Origin of the sequence: Streptococcus sp. TATVAM-FAB8 (genome assembly GCF_046592795.1) — a bacterium.
GTDB lineage: Bacteria > Bacillota > Bacilli > Lactobacillales > Streptococcaceae > Streptococcus > Streptococcus ruminicola.
Map to the genome: position 1 here is coordinate 103,484 of NZ_JAWVPQ010000005.1, position 19,666 is coordinate 123,149.

The following is a 19,666-nucleotide window of genomic DNA, read 5'->3' on the forward strand; positions in this document are numbered from 1 at the left end:
TTTTCACTTTTTTACATCCCCACTTTTCAAGAAAAAAAGCGCACCAAAAAAGGAGTGATTTAACACTCCTTTCACTCTATTTAGCATCAACTGAAAAATCAACGCCAACTTTATCACGTAAGAATTTCCAAAGGAAATACGCAATGTAAAAATCAATTGTTCCATGAACGAGAGAACCTAACCCAATCAAGCCTACCAAAGACCAAATATAAGCTGCTCCTGTATGTGCACCAGCTGTTAAAGCAAGAACAACGATGAATTCTGCTAAACCATGTAAAATATTTAAGAAAATAGCTAATCCAAATGTCAAAACTGGCTTTTCAAGCAGTGATGGGCGTTTTTTAATCATGATAGCACCAACGACTGCAAACAACAAATGCGATACAGCTCGCAAAACGATGACAATTGGAAAACCAGCTAACAAGAATCCAAGACTTGTTCCCAAAGCGACTAAAACAGCCACTTGCGGTGAAATGAACATAGCCATAAAGACAGGCACATGACTAGCTAGTGTAAATGAAGCTGGACCGATGACAACCTTAACCGGCATAACCATAGGAATTAAAATCCCAAAGGCAACTAAAATAGCTGTAAAAGCAAGAGACTTAGTTTGATGACGTCTCATATGACAACTCCTTTTATATATGATAATACCTGAATGATCCCCAATTATCACTCAGGTATGACGATAGCTTTAATCAATTAACTAACAAGCAATACACACGTTTTTTTGAAAGTAGCTAACTGACCTAGCCTATTATAAAGAAAAAAAGAACAGGTGTCAAGACACCTGTAGCTGTTTTAATTTGATTTCAAAAGCAAGCCCTTATCAGACAAGTCAGATTTGATTTCTTCAAATTCATCTTTTGAATGACATGACAAGGTATGTGTATGAATACCATCCGTTAAAGATGAAAGGAGTGTAGCATTTGAATGTTCAACCTTCTCCATAAAGTTATCAATATCTTCCTGACTTTTGATATTAAGAGGTGCTGTCAGCATCCCATAAATTGGATGTTCAACTTCCACATCAACCATAATGCCACCTTTTGAGATGACACTCTCCAATTCTTCTTTAGTATGCTCTGGACCGTGTTGACAAGCAATTTTCCCGATAAACTGGTGTGAGTAAAGTGCCTGAGATAAGACATAACCTCGTGGCGTAGAAATGACATCATGATTAGCTGCTCTCAACAAAGCCACATCTCCTACAATAATTTGGCGACTCACACCAAGTTGACCTGCTAAAACACTTGCTGAAATGGGAACTTGCGTCTGACTCAAAATATCAATAATTTTTTGACGGCGTTCTGCTGCTTTCATAAAAGCCCCCTTTACAAAATATAATACTTACTACTAATCATACCACAAATTGAACGAAAACAGAATTTCTCCGAACTGATAACAAAAGGGGTAACAAATTCAAAAAAAGCACCCTAGGGACTAGCCTAGAATGCTTTCATATCAAGGGCTTTACGCCTTATAATCTCTTATCAGATTATTTACCCAAGAAGTATTCGTCAGTAACGTTCAATTTTTCGTCAAATTCGAATACAAGTGGTGGGAAGTTAGGGATTTCTACATCCATAATTTCGTCATCTGACAATTGTTTGATGTGTTTTACAAGAGCGCGGATTGAGTTACCGTGAGCACCTACAAAGACGTTTTTACCATCTTTAAGAGCTGGAGCGATTTTATCTTCCCAGAATGGAAGGGCACGTTCCAAAGTAACTTTCAAGTTTTCTGCATCTGGAACAACTTTGTCATCAAGGTTAGCGTAACGACGGTCAGTGTGTGCTGAGTATTGATCGTCTTTAGCCATAGCTGGTGGCAATACATCGTATGAACGACGCCAGATGTGAACTTGTTCGTCACCCCATTTTTCAGCAGCTTCAGCTTTGTTTTGACCAGTCAAACCACCGTAGTGACGTTCGTTCAAGCGCCATGATTTTTCAACTGGAACCCAAAGTTGGTCAGAAGCTTCAAGAGCAAGGTTAGTTGTTTTGATAGCACGTTTAAGAACTGAAGTGAAAGCAACATCGAATTCGATTCCTGCTTCTTTGATCAATTTACCAGCTTCAGTAGCTTGTTTAGTACCTTCTTCTGTAAGGTCAACGTCAGCCCAACCAGTGAAAAGGTTAGCTTTGTTCCATTCAGATTGCCCGTGACGTGCAAACACTAATTTTACCATTAGATAAAGTCTCCTTTAAAATAGTCCAAAGGCTATAAATACACAGCGAAAAATAGATCTTAACTCTTACCAGAATGGCAAATCATTAAACTATTTTTGGCTCAGCATTTTAACCAATTATTATTACGACAAAAGTCGTTTACTCTTACTATTCTACCCAAAAAGCTCTAAAAAAGCTAGTATAATTGCTAATTTTCTGTAAAAGACTCTGCCATTACCAACCATTTACTCACATTTTTTTCAAAATAAAAAAAATGGCATGACCAGCAATCGATTCTCAAAAAGAATGATTCAATTGCGGTCATACCACCCCACTTTCTAACGAAAATGGTAGCTTTCTATATGATTAAGGCTATTATAATTCAAAAAATTTTCTATGTCAATTTCATTGTTCGCATGGCATTCAAGGTCGCAAGTACTGTCACACCAACGTCAGCAAAGATGGCTAGCCACATATTAGCTAAGCCTAAACTAGCGAGTATCAAGACTAAAACCTTGATACCGATTGAGAAAATAATGTTTTCTCTAGCGATAGTGATTGTCTGGCGTGCAATCTTGATAGCCTGCGCAATTTTTGACAAATGGTCATTCATAACAACAACATCTGCTGCTTCAATGGCAACATCACTACCAAGCCCCCCCATGGCGATACCGATATCAGCTCTAGCTAATACAGGAGCATCATTAATGCCATCACCAACAAATCCGACTGTGGCACGAGGAGATTTTTTCGACAAATAGCCTTCCAGTTCACTGACCTTATCAGCTGGCAATAGCTCCGCTTTGTAATCTGTCATTGACAAGTCATCAGCAATTTTTTCAGCTACTTCGTGACGGTCTCCCGTTAACATGACAAGATTTTTCACTCCAGCTTTTTTAAGTTGTTCCAGAGCTTCCTTGGTATCTGATTTAATGCAATCTGAAATAACGATATGACCAGCATAAGCACCATCAATAGCCACATGAACAATCGTTCCGACTTTATGGCAAGGTTTCCATTTAGCTCCTAAGCTATCCATAAATTTAGTATTTCCGACAGCCACATCATGACCGTTTACCTTAGCACTAATACCGTAACCAGATTTTTCAGTCACATCTGTAATCGAACAATCATCTGCTTCTTTTTCATAAGCTTCACGAAGTGATTGAGCAATCGGGTGACTTGAAAAACGTTCCACGTGACTAGCCAAATGTAGTAAATGCTCTTTCTTAATATCATCTGAATGAAGAGCCGTTACCTCAAAAACACCTTCTGTCAAAGTCCCTGTTTTATCAAAAAGCAACGTTTCAAGTGAAGCTAAACTTTCAAGATAGTTTGAGCCTTTAATGAGAACACCAGCTTTTGAGCTTGCTCCCAAACCGCCAAAAAAGCTAAGCGGAATAGAAATGACCAAAGCACATGGACAAGAAATAACAAGGAAAGTAAGCGCACGGCTCAGCCACTCTGGAAAGTTCCCTACAAAATCACCTGAAAATACTGGCGGTAAGAAAGCTAAAATCAAAGCAGCAATAACTACCGTTGGCGTGTAAACTTCTGCAAACTTAGTCATAAAACGTTCGCTCTTTGATTTATTGGCTGTTGAATTTTCAAGCAAATCTAAAATCTTACTCAAAGTAGAATCTTCAACACGATGCAAAACTTTAACACGAATCACACCAGTCATATTAATCATCCCTGAGAGAACTTGGTCACCAACCTGAACACTTTGTGGTAAACTTTCTCCTGTCAAAGCTGCTGTGTCAACTGAAGACTCACCAGAAACCAAGATACCATCAATCGCAACCTTCTCCCCAGGTTGAATCACAATCACTTGGCCTTCTTGTAAGTCTTTCGGATCAACATCAACCGTTTGACCACCTTCTTCCAAATGAACAAGGCTAGGTCTCAAATCTAGCAATTCTGAGATTGATTTTTCACTGCTACCTTCAGCAATATGCTCAAAGAATTCACCAACTTGGTAGAAGATCATTACAAATACTGCTTCAGCAAATTCAGCCTCACCAGTCATAAAACTAAGAGCAAATGCTCCAAGTGTCGCTAGTGACATCAAAAAATGTTCACTAAAGACTTTCCCTTGACTTATTTTTACCAAGGCTTTTTTCAAAACGTCATAACCAGCCATTAAAAATGGAATGGCATATAAGAGAGCTTGAACGACTAAGCCCAGATGGTTCAAGCGAACCACAAGGAAAACGACAAGAAAAACTAGCGCTGCTAGCAAGATGCGAGCGAGCTTCTTTTTATGTTTATGTGACATGATTAATCCTCCTGATAATGCTCTACAACAGACTCCAAAACTTGGCTAATATGCTTATCAGCAAGGGCATAAATCTGATTTTTCCCTTCGCGTCGAACAGAAACAATCTTGAGATTTTTTAGCATAGTCAACTGATGTGAAATCGCTGATGGCGTCATCTCTAAAATTTCTGCTAATTCACTAGATTTTAACTCTCCCTTGCTTAAACAAGAAATAATTTGCAAACGAGTCGTGTTTCCTAACGCCTTAAAAAAGCTGGAAACATCCGTTAGCAAATCACCTTTTAGCAATTTTTGTGATTCATTAGTCTCAATCATCTTAATTATCTCCAATATCTTTTATAAAACACTTGAACAATTACTCAAATGTTCTACTGTAATCAGTTTATCACTTTCACAAAAACTATGCAAGCATGAACTAACTTTGTTTAATTCGAGAGGTATTTTTCATTTTTTCAGTCTATTAACAAGATAAAAAACAGAAAAAGTATCAAAAATTACGCAAAATCTTTCTGTTTTTTATAATATTTTCAAGATTGTTCGGAAAAACACTTGCTTTCAGGTTACTGAAATAGTAAAATGTTTCTTGTAATATCAGAAAATTCACTATTGTGTGATAATAGATTTTTGGAGGACTTTATGGTTTCAACTGCAACAAAAATTGGAGCTTTCGATTTTGACAACTGCTTGATGAACGCTGCTGGCGTTTATTGTATGACTCGAGAAGAATTAGCTGAAATTGAGGCTTCTGCTGCAGGCTCTTTCGTCACAAAAACTGGAACATTGGCTGCGCGTCCAGGAAATCCCGAACCGCGTTACGCTGATACAGCTCTTGGTTCAATCAATTCTATGGGACTACCAAACAATGGTTTCCAATATTATCTTGACTACGTTACTGAACTCCAAAACACACCAAATAGTAAAAATCACTTCTTGTCACTTGTTGGTATGTCTGAAGAAGAAACACATACTATCTTAAAAACAGTTCAAGAATCTGACTACCAAGGACTTGTAGAACTAAACCTTTCTTGTCCAAATGTCCCAGGTAAGCCACAAATTGCTTATGATTTTGAAACAACTGAACGAATTTTAAAAGATATCTTCACATACTTTACAAAACCTCTTGGAGTTAAACTGCCTCCATATTTTGACATCGCACACTTTGACCGTGCGGCAGCTATCTTCAATCAATTTCCACTAACTTTCGTTAACTGCATCAACTCAGTCGGAAATGGTTTGGTGGTTGACGATGAAACTGTTGTTATCAAACCTAAAAATGGTTTTGGTGGCATCGGTGGTGATTATGTAAAACCAACTGCCCTTGCTAATGTCCATGCCTTTTACAACCGCCTAAATCCTTCTATCCAAATCATTGGAACTGGTGGTGTCAAATCTGGTCGTGACGCGTTTGAACACATCTTGTGTGGTGCAAGTATGGTTCAACTAGGAACAATTCTTCACCAAGAAGGTCCTGCTGCCTTTGCCCGCATCACAGAAGAACTTAAAGCTATCATGGAAGAAAAAGGTTATGAAACCCTAGAAGACTTCCGTGGCAAATTGAAATATATCGACTAATAAAAAAACAAAAAGAGCAAGGACATGTTGTCCTCACTCTTTTTAGGATTTGCCACCTCCTACAGTTGACATAGAAGCTCTTCTCATAAGAGAAAGAGTTCCTAAAAGATTAATTATTACGCATTAAGTTCAAAATTGGTTTTTTGATAAGTAGCAACAAAGCACCAATACCAAGACATACAAGTCCTAAGATACCGAAGAATGCTACTTCTGTGTCTTTAGTAAAGTATGGTGTAATCAAAGCATTCACTGCTTGTGAAGTTGAGTCTGCCAAGAACCAAAGTGCAACCATTTGTGATTGGAATGCAAGTGGTGCAAGTCTAGTTGAAACAGATAGACCTACTGGAGAAACTAACAACTCACCAGCCATTTGAACGGCAAACATTACTACCAACCAGATAAAGCTTACACGGTTGTTTGTTCCATACAACATACCTGGCAAAGCCATGATCATGTATGACACACCAGTTAACAACAATCCTAATCCAAATTTTGTAACCGCTGATGGTTGACGTTCACCCATTTTGTTCCAAATCCAAACAAATAATGGTGTCAAAATAACGATGAACAATGGATTAAGCAATTGATACCATGAAGGGTCAATGTAAAGGTTAATACCAAAGATTGTTGGATGCAAGTTTGTACGAGTTTCACCCCAGACAGCAATAACTGTCGCACTTTGTTCTTCAACTAACCAGAAAACGATAGAAGACAAGAACAATGGAAGGTAAGCCAACAATTGCTTACGTTCTGTACTTGAAACTTTTTTAGATGCGAACATCAAGATAAAGTAGATAAATGGGATGAAGATACCAGCCATTGATAGAATATTGATGACGTTATCAACGAATTTAGCTGGGCTTGCTTGGTAAAGTAATGTTCCAGCAACAGCTAAGATAACAAAACCAATAACTGATTTGATTGCTAACCCTTTTTTCTCTGCTGTCGTTAATGGATTGGAAGGTTTGTTTCCAATTTCTGGGAATTGCTTCATTCGTCCATACCAATAAACAAATAGAGCAAATACCATACCAATAGCGGCAAGAGAGAAACCTAAGTGATAGTTGATACTTTGTCCAACTGTTCCTACTACGATAGGAGCAAGCAATGAACCGATATTGATACCGATAACAAAGATATTGAAACCTGTGTCACGACGAGGATCGTCTGGTTCATATAAGTGACCAACCATATTTGAAATGTTTGGTTTCAACATCCCTGTTCCCAAGATAATCAAGAATAGTGAGATGAAAAGAGACGTCAAGCCAAACGGAAGAGCTAAAACGACGTGCCCTAGGGTAATAAGAATACCACCGATAAAGATTGTTTGAGATGCGCCGAGGACGCGGTCTGCAAACCATCCACCAATAATACCAGAAAGGTATACAAGAGCTCCATAGATACTTACAATAGCCATTGCTTGTGGCTTAGGAAGTCCTAACCCTGCGTTAGCTGAAGTAACAGATGCGTACAAATAGTAAATTAAGATTGCACGCATTCCATAATACGAGAATCGTTCCCAAAGTTCTGTTTGGAATAAAGTAAACAAAGCCTTAGGCTGTCCAAAAAATGTTTTTTCTTTATTTTTTTCCATACAATCCATTATATAGATTTTTTTTAATTTGGGCAATAGAAATTTTATTTAAAATATTAAGTAAATTCTTGAAAATGGATATAATCACAGTAAATTTCTCTCAAAATCAACATCTTTTTCAAATGACTTGCTCAAAAAAATAGCGCCACAAAGGCGCTATTTTTGGGCTTTTAAAGAGGCTAAGTCAAAAATACTCAACCTCTCAATTTATAAAATTGTAATAAAAATACGCATTTCAACAATCTGGAGATAAATTTTTAAAAATGATTGTCAAAAATATAAAAACAGTGATTGCCAACTTTAAGTGACTTAGTTTCCTTTACAAGCTAGATTTCCAACTTCAGACAATTTTTAAGCAAGTACTCACTGCTAACTTAGCCATAATCGGCTGAGAAATCAGCTCTCACCCCAACTTCCTTATTCTTTACCAATTATCCCAAAAATCACTGTCGTCTTCGCCTGGGCTTGTTTTATCATCTTCTTCTGCTTGATCTTGAGCGATGACATTTCCGTTTTCATCAACTTTTGGTTTCATGGCAAGCCCCACCATAATTAACATCACTGCTTTAAAAAGTGAAAACGCCCCTAAAAAAATAACAACTAACAAAAGTGTTTTATCCATGATTTAACTCTTTCTTTACATTTATCACACGTAAGTTCACGATATTTCTATGTTCGATTATAACATAAAAGCATGGATTACTTTGACTTATTACTGTAAAACTTTTCCTCTTTACAAGAAAAAAAGAGCCTTGCCAGACTCAACAAAGGTTGATATGACAAGGTTCTTTTCTATGTAATTATTTTACAGCGTCTTTAAGTGCTTTACCAGCTTTGAATGCAGGTACTTTTGAAGCTGCAATTTCAATTTCTTCACCAGTTTGTGGGTTACGACCTTTACGAGCTGCGCGTTCGCGAACTTCAAAGTTACCAAAACCGATTAATTGAACTTTTTCGCCTTCAGAAAGGAAGCTTTCGATTGCTGAGAATACTGCATCTACAGCTGCTGCTGAATCTTTTTTAGTAAGCTCAGTTGCTTCTGCAACTTTAGCGATTAAATCTTGTTTGTTAGCCATTTAACAAATCCTCCAATTAATTTCTAAGCGTTAACACTTTAACAAAGTCTATGATACCCAAAAAAAGGCTTAAGGTCAAGTATTAAACGTTTAATTAGCTGTTTTTCTTGTAAATATCAAAGTTAAATTGATCGCCCACAAGATCGATTGTTGTCGCTTTCAAAAAGATACCTGCATCGTTTTTTATGCTCTGAATATTGATATTAATAACAGACTCTTTTGGCAAAACTTCCACAAAATTTGGAAGGTCTACACTTGATTTTAAGTATTTCAAAACTTCTGATTCTGGCAATGTTAGTGTCCCAACTGAAAATGAGGTGATTTTTAGCTGAATAGCTCCCGATTCTAGGCGACTTGGTTGGAAATAAATATAAAGTGGTACTTCATAACCTAAAAAAGTATAAGTTCCTTCAAACAAAATCGCTGATGAAGTTGCGTAAACATTATAAGACGAATTTTTTGTTTGATAATCTTTCAAATAAGCAGCAACCGTATCATTCAATTGCTCACGTGTCGTTGAAACTGTTCCAACTTTGACACTTTTAACCTTTTTTGAAGTAATCGTTTGTGCTGCTGGTTCTCTAACTTGAATTAAGCGGCTAGCAATCACTCCCACAAAAGCCACATTAATAGCTAAAATGAGGAGACACGCCCACTTCCACCAGTTAGTCTTTGTTCCATTCGTTTTTAGTTTCATTGATTTTCTCCATTGTTACGTCTGACATAATTTGATAGCCAATATTATTCGGGTGGAAATGGTCACCACTAAACAAAGCATCGTTGATAACCGTTGTTTGGTCACCAGATGTTGACACGATTCCTTCTTGACCATCAATTCCTTTATAAAGTTGATCATTGATTGGAACGAAGTAAACATGATGATACTCTTTTGTCACGCTCTCAGTAGCATCATTCCAATCATTGATAATTTCTTGCATCTCCGTCATTTCAGGGAAATTCAAGTAAAAAGGATTATAAATTCCCAAAATATAAATTGGCAAATCTTCATTTTCTGAACGAGCTAGCTCAATAATCTGACGTAAACGTTCTTGATATGATTTGGTAGGCTTTTTAAAGGTCGCCACAGATAATTTCGTCAAATGCTTGCGAATGACGGCCATAACATCATTCCCCCCAACGGTTAGGGTCATCATATCAGCTTTAGCTAAGGAATTTTGGATGTCTTGCTTATCTTTCATTCGTGTCAAAATCTGGTTACTGGTATTTCCTGAAACCCCATAATTATCATGTGTGACTTGATAATGATAAGTATCTGTTAAACTTTGGGATAGAATTGGGACAAAACCACCTTGATTAGTTGTATCGCCAACCCCTTCGGTCAAGGAATCACCGATAGCCACATAATGAAATGACTTTGTTTTCTGAGCTAAGAAATCCTTTTTGGTTAATTCTTGATCTGATTTTGGAATCAAAATATTAAAAACGGCGATAAACAGAAGAAGGCTTGCTAAAAAGAAAGCAAACCCAGTTAAAAAATTCTTTTTCTTATTCATAGCGTACCATAACCGCAAAAGCGTCTTCACCAGTGTGCGTTTGGATGATTGAACCAGTTTCTAAAACAGCGATTGGAGCACCCAAAACTTGCAGCTTTTCTTTAAAGCCATTTGCCATATCAGCCGTTCCACAGTATGAAATACCGATTTCAGCGACTTTCTTGCCAGATGTTTGTGCATGCTCAATAAAGCTATCAAGCCATTTGTTAAATGTTTTAACACCACGACCTTTGATAACTGTGTTCAATTCGCAATCAATCATTTCCATAACCACTCGAATGTTAAGTAGTGAGCTGAGAAGACCTGTAACACGTCCAATACGTCCACCCTTAACCAAATTTTCAAGAGTTGAAACACCAATGTAAAGTTCTGATTTTTGACGAACTTCTTCAACTTTTGCAAGAACTTCTTCTAAGCTTGCACCTTCTTGGGCTAATTTGGCAGCTTGCACCACTTGGAATTTTTGACATTGGTCTGTAAATGTTGAATCGATAACCGTTACGTCTGCTCCAGCAAGGTTAGCTCCTTGACGGGCTGCCTCAACAGTTCCAGAAAGGGTGTGCGTGATGTGAATTGAAACAATGTGCTCAGCACCATTTTTCATCAAGTTTTCGTAAACTTCTGCAAACACACCAACAGGGGGTTGACTTGTCTTAGGCAATTCTTTGCTGTTACGCATCAAGTTGAGGAATTTTCCTTCCTCTTTCATGTCGTTATCAGAATAAACAACACCATCAATCATAACTGACAATGGCACAACTGTAATATCATATTTTTCTACTAATTCTGGTTCAATCGTTAAAGATGAATCTGTAACAATTTTAATTTTACTCATTTTTTATCCTATCATACTTTCAAAACTTTATATCAAAATTTATCCTAACAACCATTATACCAAATTTTTAGCAGTTGGGGGACATTTTATCAACCAGGTTTTAGAAGACAAAAAAAGAAGCCCTGAGGCTCCTATTTTATTTCTTTAGCAATTCACGCGCTTGTTCACGCGCCATTTCCGTAATATCACTACCAGCAAGCATTTTTGCAATTTCTTCCACACGCTCTTCTTCACTTAACAAACGCACTGTTGAAACAGTTGTATTTTCATCACTACGTTTTTCAATAAAGAATTGATAATCCGCAATCGCAATCACTTGTGGCAAGTGTGAAATCGCCAAAACTTGCCCGTGACTACCGATTTTATAGATTTTTTGGGCAATAGCTTGCGCTACACGTCCAGAAACTCCTGTATCAACCTCATCAAAGACAATACTTGTCTTGTCTTCTTTACGTGAAAAGGCAGATTTTATAGCTAACATTAAACGTGAAATTTCACCACCAGAGGCTACCTTAACCAAAGGCTTGAAACCTTCACCAGGGTTAGTTGAAATGTAAAATTCAATAGCTTCATTCCCATCACGATTGAATTTTCCCTTGCTAAATTGCACTTGAAAATCAGCCTTTTCCATGTACAAATCAGCCAGTTCTTGCTTGATTTCAGCTTCCAAATTTTTAGCTAATCGATGACGTTCTTGGCTAAGGTTTTCAGCAGCAACAATCAATTCTTTTTCCAAGCGTTTGAGCTCTTTTTCCATATCATCAGATGACTCATCATTGCCGGTCAAAAGATTGTACTCTTTAGTGATATTCTCGTAATAATCCAAAACATCATCAACACTGCCACCGTATTTTCGAGTAATGCTGTAAATCACTTCTAAACGAGCTTCAATTTGTTGAAGACTGCCAGCATCAAAATCAAGCTCATCAATAACATCACCTAAGTGCTTAGTCACTTCTTCTAAAATATAATAAGCTTCAGAAACATTTGATGACATATCTTTGTAATCCGCATCGAATTCTTCCAAGGTCATCAAGTCGTTCATAGCTGAACGAATGTTTGACAAACTTGAAAACTCTTCATCATCAAGCATGACATAAGCATTGGTTAATGTGTCTGCGATATGTTTGTGATTTAACAATTTATCACGTTTTTGGTTTAGAACTTGGTCTTCACCTGATTTTAGGGCAGCTGCTTCAATCTCTGCAATTTGAAATTCCAGCATTTCGATACGAGCCTTATGTTCTTGCTCATTTTTTTGCTTGGTTAAAACACGTTTACGCAAGCGACGGTAACTTTCAAAAAGTTCTTGATAATGCTTTTTAACCGCAGCAAAATGACCGTCTCCAAACTCATCAAGCATGTGAATATGCATATTTGGCTTCATTAGTTCCTCTTGGTCATGTTGGCCATGAATATCAACCAAATATTGACCAACAGCTCGAAGAGTTGTCAAATTAACCATCTGACCATTAATGCGACCAATTGAACGACCATTTTGCAAAATTTCACGACGGATAATTAATTCTTCCGTAACTTCAATGCCGTTTTCTTCCAGAATTTGCGTGAGCGCAGCATTTTCACCAACTGAAAACAGACCTTCAATTTCAGCTTTATTTGCCCCGTGACGGATGACATCAAGACTCGCACGCGCACCAAGCATGAGATTCATGGCGTCGATAATAATAGACTTCCCTGCACCAGTTTCACCCGTCAAAACGGTCATGCCATTTTCAAAAGTCAATGAGATTTCTTCAATGATGGCAAAATTTTTAATGGAAATTTCTAAAAGCATAGAACGACCTTTCTTATTTGTGGTCAGACATCCATTTACGAACTTCTTGGCGAATGGCTGCAGCATCTTCTGCTGTTTTTGCGACCACTAACAAACTATCATCATCAGCAATAACGCTAAAAAGACTATCTTTGAAATCTTCCAACAAGAAACGTTTGATTAAGCGGCTGTTTCCTGGAATGACATCAAGATTAATCATGTTTTCAAGACCTGCAGTTTCCTCTGAAACTGCAAGGACAGTGCTTTTAATTGGAACAGACACTTGTCCAACTTTTTTAGTTTTATCTTTTGAAAGGCCATAAATGTATGGTCCATCAACTGACGGCACTTTGATGATACCAATCTCATTCATATCACGAGAAATGGTAGCCTGTGTCAAAGTGAGTCCTTCAGCCTCAAGCAACTTTAGCAAATCATGCTGTGTTTCGACAGCATTTTCAGCAACAATCTTTTTAATTAATTCTAAACGTTCACTCTTTTTCATCTTTAAATTCCTTATGCGCTTTTTCAACAATTTCTGGAATCATAGCAGCAACTAAATTTTTCGCATCAGCTGATTTTTGCAAATGCGCCAAAAATTCAATATTACCATGTCCACCTTGGATAGGCGAGAAATCAAGCCCTTTAACTGTAAATCCGAAATCGACAGCAAAACTTGTCACAGTTTCCAAAACTTTTTGGTGCACAGCCTTGTCACGGATGATTCCATTTTTTCCGATTTGGTCACGTCCAGCTTCAAATTGTGGTTTGATAAGAGCTACCACTTGACCATCATCAGCCAAAATATTATGAAGTGCTGGCAAAATCAAATTCAGCGAAATAAAACTGACATCGATACTAGCAAAAGTTGGTTGCCCTTCGGTAAAATCAGCCAATTCAGCATAGCGGAAATTATATTGTTCCATACTACGCACACGTTCGTCTTGACGTAGTTTCCAAACCAATTGGTTGGTTCCCACATCAACAGCATAAACCAATTTTGCACCATTTTGTAGCATCACGTCTGTGAAACCACCTGTTGAAGCACCAATATCAATCGTTGTTTGACCATCAACAGAAATCTCAAAAACTTGCAAAGCTTTTTCAAGTTTTTGTCCACCTCGGCTGACGTATTTTAATTTTTCACCCTTTAGTTTTAATTCTGTTGCATCATCAATTTTTTCACCTGGTTTGTCGTAGCGCTCGCCGTTAATAACATTGACCACTAGACCAGCCATTACTCCACGTTTTGCCTGCTCACGTGTCTCAAAAAGCCCTTGTTTATAGGCTAGTACATCAACTCTTTCCTTAGGCATTTAGTCGTAACCTTTCTATCATTTCTGTGATTTTTTCTGCATGTAAGCCATGAGTGGCTGAGAGGTTTTTGAAAATCGCTAGCGCTTGGTCAAGCGATTGATTTAAAATCTCATAAGACTTATCTAAACCAAGTAAGCTTGGGTAAGTCGCTTTGTCAGCTAGTAAATCTTTTTTCGGTGTTTTTCCAATTTCTTCAAAACTTGCTGTCACATCTAAAATATCATCGCGAACTTGGAAAGCAAGCCCAATCAAGCTTCCTGCTTTGCGCAGCTCCTCAAGTTCTTCAGTAGCTACTCCTGCAACAATACCAGCCGCCACAACAGGGAAGGTTAATAATTTTCCTGTCTTATTTGCATGAATCAATTGCAATTCTGAAAGGTTGAGTTTGCGTTCTTCACCTTTCATATCAAGCATTTGACCACCAACCATACCATAAGTTCCTGAAGCATGTGATAATTCTGCAATCAAACGAATTTTGATGTCAGCTGTTAGCGCAGCATTTGCCACCAAATCAAATGGGTCTAAAAAGAGACTATCTCCAGCCAAAATCGCTGTTGCTTCATCAAATTTTTTGTGGTTTGTTAAGCGTCCGCGACGATAATCATCATCATCCATGGCAGGTAAATCATCATGAATCAAACTACCTGTGTGAATCATTTCAAGAGCGGCAGCCACATCATAATGAGCATCTGTCAAAGAAATTCCAAAACCTTCTAGCAATTCCAGAAAAATCAATGGACGGATACGTTTGCCCCCAGCATCAACAGAATACAAGATTGACTCAATCAAATCTGGTGATACTAAATCTTTTTGTTCGTAATATCGATGAATGGCTTGACCAATTTTACTTACTTTATCCATTAGGCATCCATTTCTGTTTCAGTTCCGTCAGCTTGCATCACTTTAACAAGTGTTTTTTCAGCTGAATCTAGTGTTTTTTGCAATTCTTTCGAAAGAAGCATTCCTTTTTGAAATTCAGCAATAGCGTCTTCAAGAGCCACATCGCCGTTTTCAAGTTTTGTTACAATCGCTTCTAAATCTTGTAAATTTTCTTCAAATGTTTTTTTACTTGGCATCTTTTACCTCCACTTCGAGTTGACCGTCTTTTAATTGAACCGTCAATTTGTCTCCTAGATTGACATCGGTCACACTTGAGATGACTTTATCATCTTTTTGCACCATCGCATAGCCCCTAGCAATAATACGGCTAGTATCAAGGGACAATAAGGCATCTTGTGCCTTTTCAAATCGAGCTAACTTACTATCGTATTGACTAGTCATATTTGATAACAATAAGCGTCTTAAACTTTGCAAATTGTCTTTGTAATGCTTAATCTGACTATCAAAATCCAAAGCAAGTAAACGCTGATGTAATAACTCTTGACGTTGTTTAGCTTGGCTAAATTGATTTTGCATGGTATTTGTCAAGGACATGACCAAGCGATCCAGTTTTTGAACATAACCATCATATAAACGCTCTGGCTGTCTAAAAATCACTGAATTAGCTAATTTATCAAGACGTTCTTGACTTTGCTTAATGCGACGTAGAGCAGCTTGATAGATACGATTATCACGTTCAGCAATCCAAGAAATAATATCAGCCTTAGTCACAGGTGTCGCAAGTTCAGCAGCCGCTGTCGGAGTCGCTGCACGACGGTCGGCAACATAATCTGCCAATGTCGTGTCCGTCTCGTGTCCCACACTCGAAATGACTGGCAAACGAGATTCAAAAATCGCTTGAACAACAATTTCTTCGTTAAAAGCCCACAAGTCCTCGATAGAACCTCCACCACGACCAATAATCAAAAGATCTAAGTCATCACGTTCGTTTGCTTTGGCGATATTAGCAGCCACTTCCTGACTAGCACCTTCTCCTTGAACCTTTGTCGGGAAAAGTAAAATCTCAACCCCAGGAAAACGACGAGAGACAGTCGTGATAATATCTCGAATAACCGCTCCACTTGGACTGGTTACCACACCAATTTTCTTCACAAATTGAGGCAGTTGACGCTTATGACGCTCATCAAAGTAGCCAGCTTCTGCTAATTTCTTCTTCAACTGTTCAAATTGCAGCGCTAAAGCACCAATACCGTCTGGTTCTGCCTTTTCAATAATAATAGAATATGACCCACTCGGTTCATAAAGTTGGACACGTCCCACAACATTGATTTTCATACCTTCTTCAAGCTCAAAACCAAGTTTTTTAAAAGTCCCTGCCCACATCGTCACTTGAATCACTGCATTTTCATCTTTCAAAGAAAAGTACTGATGCGTTGGACGACGTCGAAAATTGGAAACCTGACCTGTCAAATAAACCCGCTCCAAATAAGGATCGCGATCAAACTTTAATTTAAGGTATTTAGTTAAGGTTGAAACACTTAAATAATCTGACATGACAGGCTCCTTTCCATAGTATTTTTGACTTCATACAAATTTTGCATATCATTTACTATTATAGCAGAAAAAAACTGTCCAGTGGACAGTTTTTTCTCGAGCCCAGAAATTCAAAAGCGAGTTATGTCCAGTGGACAGTTTTTTCTCGAGCCCAGAAATTCAAAAGCGAGTTATGTCCAGTGGACAGTTTTTTCTCGAGCCTAGAAATTCAAAAGTGAGTTATGTCCAGTGGACAGTTTTTTCTCGAGCCTAGAAATTCAAAAGCGGCTCTATTGAAAATCGAAAATTTTTTCTAATTCTAGGACCTCTAACTAATGCACACTAACGATAACTCCTTCTGGCATGTTCTCAAAAAGCCACTTGGCATCTTCTTTTGATAACCTTACATTCCCATCAGTACATGCCTTTCCGAGTTTTTTCGTCTCTCCTTTCAAGACCTTTCCTTTCCAATCCGTCGGAAGACTTTGAAACTGACATGCTCCATGGTCTTTAAAGGATACCCAGTAACAAACACCTCGGTTCAAACTATCATCATAAGAAAAGTCACCACGTTCTGCCTCGATAGCAAATTTCCCCGTTGGTGTTGGCGTATCTTTAGCGCCAGTCGATACTTTGGTTTTAAAAATGACATCATTTTTAGAATAAACAATCATTTTCTGCTGTGAAATTGACACTAAAATACTTAAATGATCATACTTTGACAAGTCAGGATAAATTTTCTTCTGAGTTTTCTTCATGCTTTTTTCAAAAGCATACTCATCAAGTTTAACCTCAGATTCTTGATGAGTAACCATCAGTTGTCGACACAGACCATAACCAACCACTAGGTTAGTAAAAGTCAAAAGTAAGATAAGAACCTTTTTTGAAAACTTCTTTCTCATTTTCCCTTTTCCTAAACTCTACCTCTACCAGTTTAAGCACTGGTAGAAGCCCCTTCTCCTTTTAATCTATTAAAACGTAACGTCTTAAACCACCATAGCTAAGATAAGAAATCCATTGATGACCATCCGCATACAAAGCCTTGTCATAGCGGACTTGGTAACCTGCATCAAGCGTGAATTCTGTTGGTGCTGATAAACGCGGTTGACTCTTGACCTCTTTTAAACTTGTAAAAGTATAAGTCCCACTTTGTGGCATTGCTGGTGTCTTAGGTGCTTCAAGGGTTGTTTTAACACCACCGACACCCTTCAGAGAACCATCTGCTTGCTCATAATAAAGGTGGATATTGTACTCACCATAATTATTTTTATGGTCACTAACATTAACCCTTGTCTTATAACTACCATCAGCTTGTTTAGTTGCAGTGTACCAAATAATGTCATCTTGTCCTCCCTGCGTTGACCAGACAGGTACCTTAACTGCTTTCAGTGAACCAGGATTAGACACATTAGTTACCAAAATATCAAAACCTGCTGCAGACTGATTGCTAATGTGTAAATCGCCCGACAATCTTGCTTCAGGAATCGTCACTTGAGTTCCCGCAACACCTTGCAGCTGACCATTTGATTCTACATAATAAAGGTGAATATTATAGGCTCCTCGTTCATTACGATGGTCTGAAAGTTTGACAGTTACCTTATAAGTCCCATCGTTTTGTTTGGCACCATCGTACCAAATGATATCGTCTTGGTCATTCTTAACGGTCCAGATAGGAACCTTGACGGCTGATACACCATTGGCATCTGAAATATTCGAAATAACCACATCAAAATCACCGTTAGCATGATTATTAACCGAAATATCTCCTGTTGTTTTTTGATTTGTCAAAGTTGCAATTGGAATATAGCGACGAACGCCACCATGGCTGACGTAAGAAATCCATTGATGATTATCAGCCTCTAAAACTTGGTCGTAATAATCTAATTTATAACCCTTTTCAAAGGTAAATTCTGTCGGTGCTGACATACGAGCTTCATTTTTTACTTCTACTGTATTTTGAAATACGTAAGAACCTTGAGCTGGAATTGTCTTGGCACCAACTGTTTTTTCTGGTAAAGTTACTTGCTTAGCCGCTACCCCTTGAAGATGTCCATCGCTTTCTTGATAATACAAGTGAACATTGTAGGTTCCTGTTTCACCTTTATGATCCACTATATTCACATGGACTTTGTAATCACCATTACCTTGTCTAGTGGCGTCGTACCAAATAATATCATCTTGATCGTCCTTAACAGTCCAAACAGGAACTTTAACACTTGTAATCTCCTTAGGATCTGAGATATTTGTTACTAGGACATCAAAGCCTTGGCTTGTCACATTTTGAAAATTAAGTGAGCCAGATAATTTTTGAACAACTTCAGCTGTTAATTTAGAAATAGCAGCATAACGGCGTTGACCTGAATAAGAATTATAAGAAATCCATTGATAACCGTCTCGTGTTAAGACTTGGTCATAAAAGACACGGTCACCAGCGTTAGCATAAAAAGCAACTGGAGCTGAGGCACTCGGTTCATTTTTTACTTCTGTCTTTTGAGAATAAGTGTAATAACCTTGGCTTGGCAAATTACTTCGAGCAGTGACAGACACTTTTGATTCTCTAACAAATGACTCTTGATTGGCTTTTGCTTCACCTACTAAATCAGCCGCATCAACAGTGACAGTTTCAGGAAAGTCCGCTGACTGATTAATTTCTTCGCTAACAACAGTCTCTTGTTCTGGCTGATTTTCTTTTGTAGATACTTGATCATCCTTTAAAGCTAGGTTTTGATCAGCATTCACAGTTTCTTCTTTATCACCGATATCAGGCACTTCACTGGGCTGATTGATTTTAGAAACAAGCTCTTCCTCACTTGTTTCCTGCTTAGTATTTTCGTTAGTTACTACCTGATTATTACCTGATTGAATGACTTGTTCTTGTAACATGGTATCCGCTGACAACATATCCTCAGCTGCTACAACATGTCCTCCCATAAATAGCACACTTGCTACCAAAACAGATGCAACTCCAATGCTATATTTACGAATTGAAAAGCGTTGTGCTCTTTGATTAAAGTTACCTTTTTTCATAATATCTTTCCCCTTTGATAAAATAAACATTTCCCAAAAACTTGCTTATAACCAGTTTTTTGTTACAAAAAGATTACACTGTTTTTTCTAAAAAAATCTTTTGGATAATTTTAGAAAAAAGCTAATACAGATT

The 19,666-nt window shown here is 37.8% G+C and carries 20 protein-coding genes; 1 reads left to right on the top strand and 19 read right to left on the bottom strand.

The genetic code is table 11. The features are described from left to right. Nucleotides 1-76: 76 nt before the first annotated feature. The 5 genes from SFC32_RS04630 to SFC32_RS04650 form a co-directional block, all read right to left on the bottom strand. On the bottom strand, nt 77-625 hold the full coding sequence (locus SFC32_RS04630) for a hypothetical protein (RefSeq protein ID WP_411049393.1): 549 nt from the start codon (nt 623-625) through the stop codon (nt 77-79). Between the two features lie 176 nt (nt 626-801). After that, a complete protein-coding gene (locus SFC32_RS04635) occupies nt 802-1,323 on the bottom strand; it encodes a transcription repressor NadR (protein WP_039697260.1) in 522 nt (173 codons plus the stop codon). Nucleotides 1,324-1,498: 175 nt separating this feature from the next. Further along, complete coding sequence (locus SFC32_RS04640; RefSeq protein WP_020916409.1) at nt 1,499-2,191, bottom strand: phosphoglycerate mutase; 693 nt, start codon at nt 2,189-2,191, stop codon at nt 1,499-1,501. Between the two features lie 374 nt (nt 2,192-2,565). After that, nucleotides 2,566-4,449, bottom strand: a complete 1,884-nt coding sequence (locus tag SFC32_RS04645) for a heavy metal translocating P-type ATPase (RefSeq protein ID WP_411049392.1) — start codon at nt 4,447-4,449, stop codon at nt 2,566-2,568. 2 nt (nt 4,450-4,451) lie between these two features. Next, nucleotides 4,452-4,766, bottom strand: a complete 315-nt coding sequence (locus tag SFC32_RS04650; protein ID WP_006531516.1) for an ArsR/SmtB family transcription factor — start codon at nt 4,764-4,766, stop codon at nt 4,452-4,454. A 321-nt stretch (nt 4,767-5,087) separates the two neighbouring features. Here SFC32_RS04650 and SFC32_RS04655 point away from each other — a divergent pair, with 321 nt between their 5' ends. Further along, nucleotides 5,088-6,023 carry a dihydroorotate oxidase gene (locus SFC32_RS04655; protein WP_074601406.1) on the top strand — a complete coding sequence of 312 codons (936 nt, stop codon included), beginning with the start codon at nt 5,088-5,090 and terminating at the stop codon, nt 6,021-6,023. Nucleotides 6,024-6,132: 109 nt separating this feature from the next. On the opposite strand, the gene SFC32_RS04660 is transcribed toward SFC32_RS04655, so the two are convergent. The 14 genes from SFC32_RS04660 to SFC32_RS04725 form a co-directional block, all read right to left on the bottom strand. Further along, nucleotides 6,133-7,617, bottom strand: a complete 1,485-nt coding sequence (locus tag SFC32_RS04660; RefSeq protein WP_081341867.1) for a peptide MFS transporter — start codon at nt 7,615-7,617, stop codon at nt 6,133-6,135. A 424-nt stretch (nt 7,618-8,041) separates the two neighbouring features. Beyond that, nucleotides 8,042-8,239, bottom strand: a complete 198-nt coding sequence (locus SFC32_RS04665; protein WP_133018061.1) for a hypothetical protein — start codon at nt 8,237-8,239, stop codon at nt 8,042-8,044. Nucleotides 8,240-8,417: 178 nt separating this feature from the next. Then, entirely contained in the window at nt 8,418-8,693 is a 276-nt protein-coding gene (locus SFC32_RS04670; protein WP_009853724.1) for an HU family DNA-binding protein, read from the bottom strand. Nucleotides 8,694-8,787: 94 nt separating this feature from the next. Next, entirely contained in the window at nt 8,788-9,390 is a 603-nt protein-coding gene (locus tag SFC32_RS04675) for a YpmS family protein (protein WP_039697264.1), read from the bottom strand. Next, nucleotides 9,359-10,207, bottom strand: a complete 849-nt coding sequence (locus SFC32_RS04680) for an SGNH/GDSL hydrolase family protein (protein WP_411049391.1) — start codon at nt 10,205-10,207, stop codon at nt 9,359-9,361. Before SFC32_RS04680 ends, SFC32_RS04675 begins: the two co-directional genes overlap by 32 nt. Continuing rightward, the gene (locus SFC32_RS04685) at nt 10,200-11,042 is read right to left on the bottom strand and encodes a DegV family protein (RefSeq protein ID WP_039697266.1); all 843 of its coding nucleotides are present in this window, start codon (nt 11,040-11,042) and stop codon (nt 10,200-10,202) included. The genes SFC32_RS04680 and SFC32_RS04685 overlap by 8 nt, the downstream gene beginning before the upstream one ends. Nucleotides 11,043-11,178: 136 nt before the next feature. Further along, complete coding sequence (gene recN / locus SFC32_RS04690; protein ID WP_411049390.1) at nt 11,179-12,837, bottom strand: DNA repair protein RecN; 1,659 nt, start codon at nt 12,835-12,837, stop codon at nt 11,179-11,181. 13 nt (nt 12,838-12,850) lie between these two features. Beyond that, the gene (locus tag SFC32_RS04695; protein ID WP_074559509.1) at nt 12,851-13,321 is read right to left on the bottom strand and encodes an arginine repressor; all 471 of its coding nucleotides are present in this window, start codon (nt 13,319-13,321) and stop codon (nt 12,851-12,853) included. Beyond that, nucleotides 13,308-14,132, bottom strand: coding sequence for a TlyA family RNA methyltransferase (locus SFC32_RS04700; RefSeq protein WP_411049389.1), 825 nt, complete (start codon nt 14,130-14,132; stop codon nt 13,308-13,310). Before SFC32_RS04700 ends, SFC32_RS04695 begins: the two co-directional genes overlap by 14 nt. Next, a complete protein-coding gene (locus SFC32_RS04705; RefSeq protein ID WP_411049388.1) occupies nt 14,125-14,994 on the bottom strand; it encodes a polyprenyl synthetase family protein in 870 nt (289 codons plus the stop codon). Before SFC32_RS04705 ends, SFC32_RS04700 begins: the two co-directional genes overlap by 8 nt. Further along, nucleotides 14,994-15,209: an exodeoxyribonuclease VII small subunit gene (locus SFC32_RS04710; protein ID WP_006531527.1), complete on the bottom strand. Its 216-nt coding sequence runs from the start codon at nt 15,207-15,209 to the stop codon at nt 14,994-14,996. Before SFC32_RS04710 ends, SFC32_RS04705 begins: the two co-directional genes overlap by 1 nt. After that, nucleotides 15,199-16,527 (bottom strand): exodeoxyribonuclease VII large subunit, encoded by a 1,329-nt coding sequence (gene xseA / locus SFC32_RS04715; RefSeq protein ID WP_411049387.1) that lies wholly within the window; start codon nt 16,525-16,527, stop codon nt 15,199-15,201. The genes SFC32_RS04710 and xseA overlap by 11 nt, the downstream gene beginning before the upstream one ends. A gap of 311 nt (nt 16,528-16,838) precedes the next feature. Beyond that, complete coding sequence (locus tag SFC32_RS04720; protein ID WP_039697270.1) at nt 16,839-17,408, bottom strand: L,D-transpeptidase; 570 nt, start codon at nt 17,406-17,408, stop codon at nt 16,839-16,841. Nucleotides 17,409-17,469: 61 nt separating this feature from the next. Next, complete coding sequence (locus SFC32_RS04725; protein WP_411049386.1) at nt 17,470-19,533, bottom strand: GBS Bsp-like repeat-containing protein; 2,064 nt, start codon at nt 19,531-19,533, stop codon at nt 17,470-17,472. Between the last annotated feature and the right edge of the window lie 133 nt (nt 19,534-19,666).